Raw genomic sequence first — 6,389 nt, 5'->3', positions numbered from 1 at the left:
CTTGATCGTGCAGTTGCCCCAGAGCGCTGTGATGATGTTGCGGCCCAACGGTTGTCGAAGTGCACCACTTGCCCGCCGCACCTCGTCGGGCCAGTTGCGGCGGCCCGGGCCCTGGCGGTAGCTCAAGGTCGCAGGGACTTCGCCCGTGGTCACCTCGACCCAGCGCGGAATCCGCATGGACAGCCACGCGCCGGCCACGGTGACGGTGATAACGACGAACAACGCTCCGGGCAACTGGAACAAACGGTCGCAGCCGTATTCGATTCCGCCGGCGATGCCGCCACCGACGATTGTGCCGCCCAGCAGTCCGAACATGGTCAACCGGGAATTCACCCGGACCAGGTCGATCGACGGCGGCATCACCCGCGGTGTCACGGCGCTGCGCAGCACGCTGAACGATTTCGACAGCACCATCATGGCCAGCGCGCAGGGGTAGAGCACCCATGACGGGAAGCCGCCGGTGGCGGCGTCATAGCTGTCGATCAGCACCACCGCCAGAACGGTCCTCAGCGCGAACGACGTTGCCAACGCGACGCGGCGTCCGTGCTGCAACCGGTCGAGTGCCGGCCCGATCAGCGGCGCGATCACCGCGAACGGCGCGATGGTGATCAGCAGGTAGAGCGCGACCTTGCCTTTGCTTTCCCCGGTGGCTGCGGCGAAGAACAGCGTGTTCGCCAGGGCGACGGCCATCGCGGCGTCGGTCGCGAAGTTGGCCACCACCGGCCAGGTCAGCGCCGTCAGCCCGGATTTGTCGGCGCCGTCGGCGGTAGCGGCCCTATGCACCATCGAGTACATCCGCGAACCCATCTCGCGGCTGCGCTGGGCTGCGGCACGAGTGACGGTGACCCGCTCACCGCTGCCTGAACCGGCGCGAGGCGGCTCGCGACGAGGTTCGGTGCCCGGTTCGCGACTAAGCGGCGGCAGGTACCGATTGGAGCTGGGCATCGGCGGCGGGCGTTGCGACCGGCGGTGATCCGGCTCGCCGGCCGGGTAGTTGGCCATGCCGGGATGCTCGGCCGTCGGGCCGGTCCGACCACGCCGGCCGGGAGCCGAACCCGGGTGCTCACGGCGCCGTCCAGACATACATCGATTCTCACCCATGGTGGCCGTGGTCGTGCGCAAGCGACCGGTGTGGCCGTGAGTCGCAACGGTGCGGCAGAATCAGAGGTTCATGGAAACAACGGATGACGCGACGGGACCGACCGCGCAGGCGGCTACGGCGACCACGACGGAGTGGTCGCCCGAATTGGCGACGGTCCTGACTGGTGCTGTCGAGCTGGCGCGGACCGCCATCATCGAGCACAGCGGCGACGACACGGTAGGTGACTACCTCGGCGTTGGCTACGAAGATCCCACTAGCGCCACCCACCGTTTCCTCGCCCACCTGCCCGGCTATCAGGGCTGGCAATGGGCGGTCGTGGTGGCCAGTTATCCCGGTGCCGACCACGCGACGATCAGCGAGGTGGTGCTGGTACCCGGGCCCGAGTCGTTGCTGGCCCCGCAGTGGGTGCCCTGGGATCAACGGGTCCGGCCCGGCGATCTGAGCCCCGGCGACCTGTTGGCGCCGCCGGCGGACGACTTGCGGCTGGTGCCCGGTTACATGTCCTCCGGTGACCCGCAGGTCGACGAGACCGCTGCCGAGATCGGGTTGGGACGACGCACGGTGATGAGCGCCTGGGGCCGGGCTGAGGCGGCGCAGCGCTGGCGCGACGGCGACCACGGCCCCCGCGCGCAGATGGCACAGTCCACCAAGCGCGTCTGCCGCGATTGCGGGTTCCTCCTGCCGCTCGCCGGTTCGCTCGGGGCGATGTTCGGGGTCTGCGGCAACGAGATGTCGGCCGACGGATCCATCGTCGATTTCGAATACGGCTGCGGCGCGCACTCCGACACCCCCGCGCCCGCGGGTAGCGGTTCGCCGATATACGACCCCTATGACGACGGCGTGCTCGACGTCAGCGAGGCCCCCGCGGAGCTTACTGAGGCACCGGCGGAAATCAGCGAGGTATCTGCGGAGCCGACCGTGGCACCGGCGGAAGCCAGCGAGGTCTCTGCGGAGCCGACCGAGACCCTCGCGGAGCCGACGGAGGCACCGGAGGAAGTCAGCGAGACCGTAGCGGAAGTCATTGAGACCCCCGCGGAGCCGACCGAGCCACCCGCGGAGCCGAGCGAGCCACCGGCGGAGCCGAGCTAGCTGTTCTCGGCCGCAGCTTTGATCTTCGCCAGCGAAGCGTTCATACCGTCGACGAGTTCCCGCTCGAAGTTCGCCGTCCCGCCCATCAACGTGTTGACGGCCATGCCGGATACCGGCTTGACGCCGTTCTCGGCGTGCCGGCTCTCGATCACCCTCGTGCCTTCGGGGATCGGCTGCAGTTCGTAGCTCCAGACGGTGTTGTTCATGTTGACCCGGAACGCCAGCTTCTGCTCCGGAACCACTTGGATGACAGTAGATGTCGTCGGCCAGAACAAGAGGTTGCGACGGTTGAGATTGAGCGTGCGGGTGCCTGGACGCACGGGACCCAATGGCCTCATCAAGCGGCACTGCGGACTCCACTGCGGCATCCGGCGGAAATCACTGACGAGCGCCCAGACCGTCGATGCGGGTGCCTTGATATCGATTTGGGCTTGCAAGAGCGGCGCCACCATGACCAAACCTCCTACTTCGTGGGCTGTGTTGTCAGTCCGGTTTGAGCGCCACGCGCGCCCCGGCGGGCAGCAGCCCGCTGCCACAAGAAAATCGAGGTACCCAGGACCCCCACCCCGAGTCCGGCAACGCACAGCGGTCGTGAGGTAGCCAGGGTGGGGGTGAGGAATACGACCACCGTGGCCACCAGCCAGGCCAGGGCGCCGATGGCGATGATCGGCCACGGGTCCAGCAGCAAAGCGGGTAGCGGCGGCGGCTCAATGCTCTTGCCAGGCTCGTCGGACATCGAGATCAAGATAGCTTGTGGCGTCCCGTCTCGGTGATTCGTGGTTAACGTTCCCGCGTTCTGTCGTAACGTTCGCGCTGTGATCGATGGCGATAGCCGGTTGGCCAGCGACTTGTCGTTGGCGGTGATGCGGCTTTCTCGGCAGCTGCGGTTTCGTCGCCCGCAGTCCCCGGTGTCGCTGTCGCAGCTGTCGGCGCTGGCGACGTTGGCCAACTTTGGCCCGATGACGCCGGGTGCGCTGGCGATTCGGGAACGGGTTCGCCCGCCGTCCATGACGCGGGTGATCGCCTCGCTGGCCGAAATGGGTTTCGTGGACCGCGTCGCACATCCCGACGACGGCCGCCAGGTGCTGGTATCGGTATCCGAAGCCGGTGCGGAGCTGATGGAGGCCGAGCGTCGGGCCAGTCAAGAGTGGCTCACGCAACGACTGGAGACCTTAGGAGTGCCGGAACGCGATACCCTGCGCGTGGCGGCCGACCTCATCTTGGCACTGGTCGACGAAAGCCCTTGACCGACAACAATTTTGACTACACCCCTGACAGTGACGGTGTGGTCGTCTGCGATATCGAAGATCCCGGCGATGCGCGGCTGGACAACTTCCGCGATCTGAACAGCATCGACCGAAGGCCGGACCTGCCCAGCGGCAAGGGTCTGGTTATCGCCGAGGGTGTGCTCGTCGTGCAGCGGATGCTGGCATCGCCGTTTGTGCCGCTGGCGTTTCTCGGCACCGACCGTCGACTCGCCGAACTCAGGGCGGATCTGGCCGGCAACGCCGCTCCGTACTACCGCGTTTCAGCGGAGGTGATGGCGCAGGCGGTCGGCTTTCACCTCAACCGCGGGGTGCTTGCCGCGGCACGCCGGGCACCCGAGCGCACTGTCGCAGACGTGATCGACGGCGCCAAAACCGTGGCCGTGCTCGAGGGAGTCAACGATCACGAAAACCTGGGCTCGATCTTCCGCAACGCGGCCGGGCTCGACGTCGACGCCGTCGTGTTCGGCAGCGGCTGCGCCGATCCGCTGTACCGGCGTGCGGTGCGCGTCTCGATGGGGCACGCCCTGCTGGTGCCGTTTGCCCGCGCAGCGGACTGGCCGAACGACTTGAAGGCGCTGCAGGAGCGCGGGTTTCGGCTGCTGGCAATGACCCCGGAATCCAGCTCCACCACGCTTCCGGCGGCGATGACGACGGTGCGTGAGGAACGGGTCGCGATCCTGGTCGGCGCCGAAGGGCCCGGCCTGAGTTACGCCGCGATGAAAGCGAGCGATCTGCGGGTGCGCATCCCGATGTCGCGCGGCACCGACTCGCTCAATGTCGCCACTGCGGCCGCGCTGGCGTTCTACGAGCGGGCTAGGCTCGGCTGATGGCCGACGAATCCACGCCCTGGGCAACGGGTTTGACCGTCGCCGGGGTCGTCGCCGCGGCCACCGCGGTAGCTGTCGTGGTGCTGAGCCTCGGCCTGATCCGGGTGCACCCGTTGCTGGCCGTCGGACTGAATGTCGTTGCGGCCGGCGGCCTGGCGCCGACCCTGTGGGGGTGGCGGCACACGCCGGTGCTGCGCTGGCTGGTGCTAGGGGCAGGAGTGGGCGTGACGGGTGCGTGGCTGGCGCTAGTAGCGATGGCCCTTTAACGCTGCCCGCTGGAGCGAACCCCCAGCAGCACGTCTTCCCATGCCGGCACGGCCGGCTTGGTGCGGCGGCTGCGGGTCGGCTCGGCCTTATGTTCTGCGGCCGGGGTCTCGACGGGCGCGGGTGCCGGCTCGTCGAAGTCGAGTTGGGCGACCGGCGCAACCGGCCGCAGCAGCGGACGGTCGAAGTTCGGATCGATCAGCTCACTGGCCGGATCATCCACCGCGGTGACGGTCCCGCCGTGCGAGCCCGGGCAGAACCGGAAATGCGCGAGGTTGTCCGAGCGACCGGCCTTCCAGCCCAGCTGGACAGTCCAGCGGCCGTCCTCGTTGCGCCAAGCGTCCCAGGTTGCGCTGTCCGGGTTCAGGCCGCGCGCCATCAGCGACGAGGTGACCGTTTCCAACAGCGTCAGCACCGACGGCCCGTCGGTGAGCACCGGATGGGCGGCAGTTGCCAACTCGGCGGCACGGGCGCGCTCCAGCAATACCGGGTGGGCGAACCGCTCAACCCGTGCGATATCCACCCCCGCAGACTCAGCAAGCTGCTCGACCGAAGCACCCGCCCGGATGCGGGACTGAATCTCCTTGGGACGCAACATGCTGTTGACCTCGATGTCGATATGGGTTTGATTCACCCGGGCCCCGTCGCCGCGCACCGCCGCACGCAATCGGTCGTCGACGCGGATCTTGAACTTGTCCGCGGGGTCGTCACCCTCGCAGATGATGTGTTTGCCGCCGACATCGAGTCCGACGATCTTGAGTTCCCGCATGGTGTCTCCTCGCAGGCTCCTCGCAGACCAGCACGCCAGGCCTGTCAAGGGCGAACTCTAACCCAGGCGCGCGCCGCAGCCGGGCTCGACACGCGGTGATACCTGGGGGTTTTTCGATGTGCTTGCTAGAGCCGCTCGACGACCCAGTCGATGCATTCGATGAGCGCGCTGACGTCGTCAGGCTCGACGGCGGGGAACATCGCGACCCGCAGCTGGTTGCGTCCGAGTTTGCGGTAGGGCTCCACATCGACGATGCCGTTGGCCCGCAATACCTTCGCCACTGCCGCGGCGTCGACGTCGTCGTTGAAGTCGATGGTGCCCACAACTTGGGAACGCAGCTTCGGGTCGGCGACGAACGGCGTCGTGTACGGGCGGTCCTGCGCCCAGGTGTACAGCCGCCCCGAGGAGTCGGCGGTGCGCTTGACCGCCCAGTCCAGTCCGCCGTTGCCCAACAGCCAGTCGAGCTGCTCGGCCAGCAGCACCAGCGTCGCAATCGCCGGGGTGTTGTAGGTCTGGTTCTTGAGGCTGTTGTCCACCGCGATCGGCAGCGACAGGAAGTCGGGCACCCAACGGTTCGACTCGGCGATGGCCTCGATCCGGCTCAGCGCCGCCGGGCTCAGGACCGCCAGCCACAGGCCGCCATCGCTGGCGAAGTTCTTCTGCGGCGCGAAGTAGTAGGCGTCGGTTTCCGAGATGTCGACCGGCAGACCGCCGGCGCCGGACGTGGCGTCGATGACGATCAGCGCATCGCCGGCGTCGCGCGGCCGCGCGACAGGCACCGCGACACCTGTCGAGGTCTCGTTGTGCGCCCAGGCAATCACGTCGACGGAGGGATCGCCGTGCGGCTCGGGTGCGCTGCCCGGATCGGCCTTGACGATGATCGGGTCGCCGATGAACGGGTTCTTGGCCACCGACGACGCGAATTTGGAGCTGAATTCGCCGTAGCTCAGGTGCAGAGACCGCTTGTCGATCAACCCGAACGCCGCGGCGTCCCAGAACGCCGTCGCCCCGCCATTGCCCAGCACCACCTCATAGCCGTCGGGCAGCGAGAAGAACTCGCGCAGCCCGCT

The 6,389-nt window shown here is 67.7% G+C and carries 7 protein-coding genes and 2 pseudogenes; 4 read left to right on the top strand and 5 right to left on the bottom strand.

Features of this window, described 5'->3' with window-relative positions; translation table 11 throughout:
• Positions 1 to 1,083 (bottom strand): annotated as a pseudogene (locus VN856_RS20285) (MFS transporter); the annotation flags it as partial.
• Positions 1,084 to 1,171: 88 nt separating this feature from the next.
• Here VN856_RS20285 and VN856_RS20280 point away from each other — a divergent pair.
• A pseudogene (locus tag VN856_RS20280) lies at positions 1,172 to 1,972 on the top strand (DUF3027 domain-containing protein); the annotation flags it as partial.
• 215 nt (positions 1,973 to 2,187) lie between these two features.
• Here the strand turns inward: VN856_RS20280 and VN856_RS20275 are convergent.
• A complete protein-coding gene (locus VN856_RS20275; RefSeq protein ID WP_325692274.1) occupies positions 2,188 to 2,643 on the bottom strand; it encodes an SRPBCC family protein in 456 nt (151 codons plus the stop codon).
• 11 nt (positions 2,644 to 2,654) lie between these two features.
• On the bottom strand, positions 2,655 to 2,927 hold the full coding sequence (locus tag VN856_RS20270; RefSeq protein ID WP_325692272.1) for a DUF2530 domain-containing protein: 273 nt from the start codon (positions 2,925 to 2,927) through the stop codon (positions 2,655 to 2,657).
• A 79-nt stretch (positions 2,928 to 3,006) separates the two neighbouring features.
• Here VN856_RS20270 and VN856_RS20265 point away from each other — a divergent pair, with 79 nt between their 5' ends.
• The 3 genes from VN856_RS20265 to VN856_RS20255 are packed head-to-tail and all read left to right on the top strand — an operon-like array spanning position 3,007 to position 4,552.
• Complete coding sequence (locus VN856_RS20265; RefSeq protein WP_325692270.1) at positions 3,007 to 3,438, top strand: MarR family transcriptional regulator; 432 nt, start codon at positions 3,007 to 3,009, stop codon at positions 3,436 to 3,438.
• The gene (locus tag VN856_RS20260; RefSeq protein WP_325692268.1) at positions 3,435 to 4,286 is read left to right on the top strand and encodes an RNA methyltransferase; all 852 of its coding nucleotides are present in this window, start codon (positions 3,435 to 3,437) and stop codon (positions 4,284 to 4,286) included. Before VN856_RS20265 ends, VN856_RS20260 begins: the two co-directional genes overlap by 4 nt.
• Entirely contained in the window at positions 4,286 to 4,552 is a 267-nt protein-coding gene (locus VN856_RS20255) for a DUF2537 domain-containing protein (protein ID WP_325692266.1), read from the top strand. The genes VN856_RS20260 and VN856_RS20255 overlap by 1 nt, the downstream gene beginning before the upstream one ends.
• Here VN856_RS20255 and sepH read toward each other — a convergent pair.
• Both sepH and serC read right to left on the bottom strand, forming a co-directional pair.
• On the bottom strand, positions 4,549 to 5,319 hold the full coding sequence (sepH, locus tag VN856_RS20250; RefSeq protein ID WP_325692264.1) for a septation protein SepH: 771 nt from the start codon (positions 5,317 to 5,319) through the stop codon (positions 4,549 to 4,551). The genes VN856_RS20255 and sepH overlap by 4 nt on opposite strands.
• 125 nt (positions 5,320 to 5,444) lie before the next feature.
• Positions 5,445 to 6,389: phosphoserine transaminase (gene serC / locus VN856_RS20245; RefSeq protein WP_325692262.1), on the bottom strand; the 945-nt coding region annotated here is incomplete at its 5' end.

The sequence above is a fragment of the Mycobacterium sp. genome, from assembly GCF_035603715.1.
Taxonomy (GTDB): Bacteria; Actinomycetota; Actinomycetes; order Mycobacteriales; family Mycobacteriaceae; genus Mycobacterium.
Note: the sequence above shows the minus strand (reverse complement) of the source record. Positions and strands in the feature narration are given on the sequence as shown.

Coding starts and splice junctions, on each gene's coding strand:
- VN856_RS20275 (WP_325692274.1), bottom strand. CDS start 2,643: ATGGTGGCGCCGCTCTTGCAAGCCCAAATCGATATCAAGGCACCCGCA.
- VN856_RS20270 (WP_325692272.1), bottom strand. CDS start 2,927: ATGTCCGACGAGCCTGGCAAGAGCATTGAGCCGCCGCCGCTACCCGCT.
- VN856_RS20255 (WP_325692266.1), top strand. CDS start 4,286: ATGGCCGACGAATCCACGCCCTGGGCAACGGGTTTGACCGTCGCCGGG.
- sepH (WP_325692264.1), bottom strand. CDS start 5,319: ATGCGGGAACTCAAGATCGTCGGACTCGATGTCGGCGGCAAACACATC.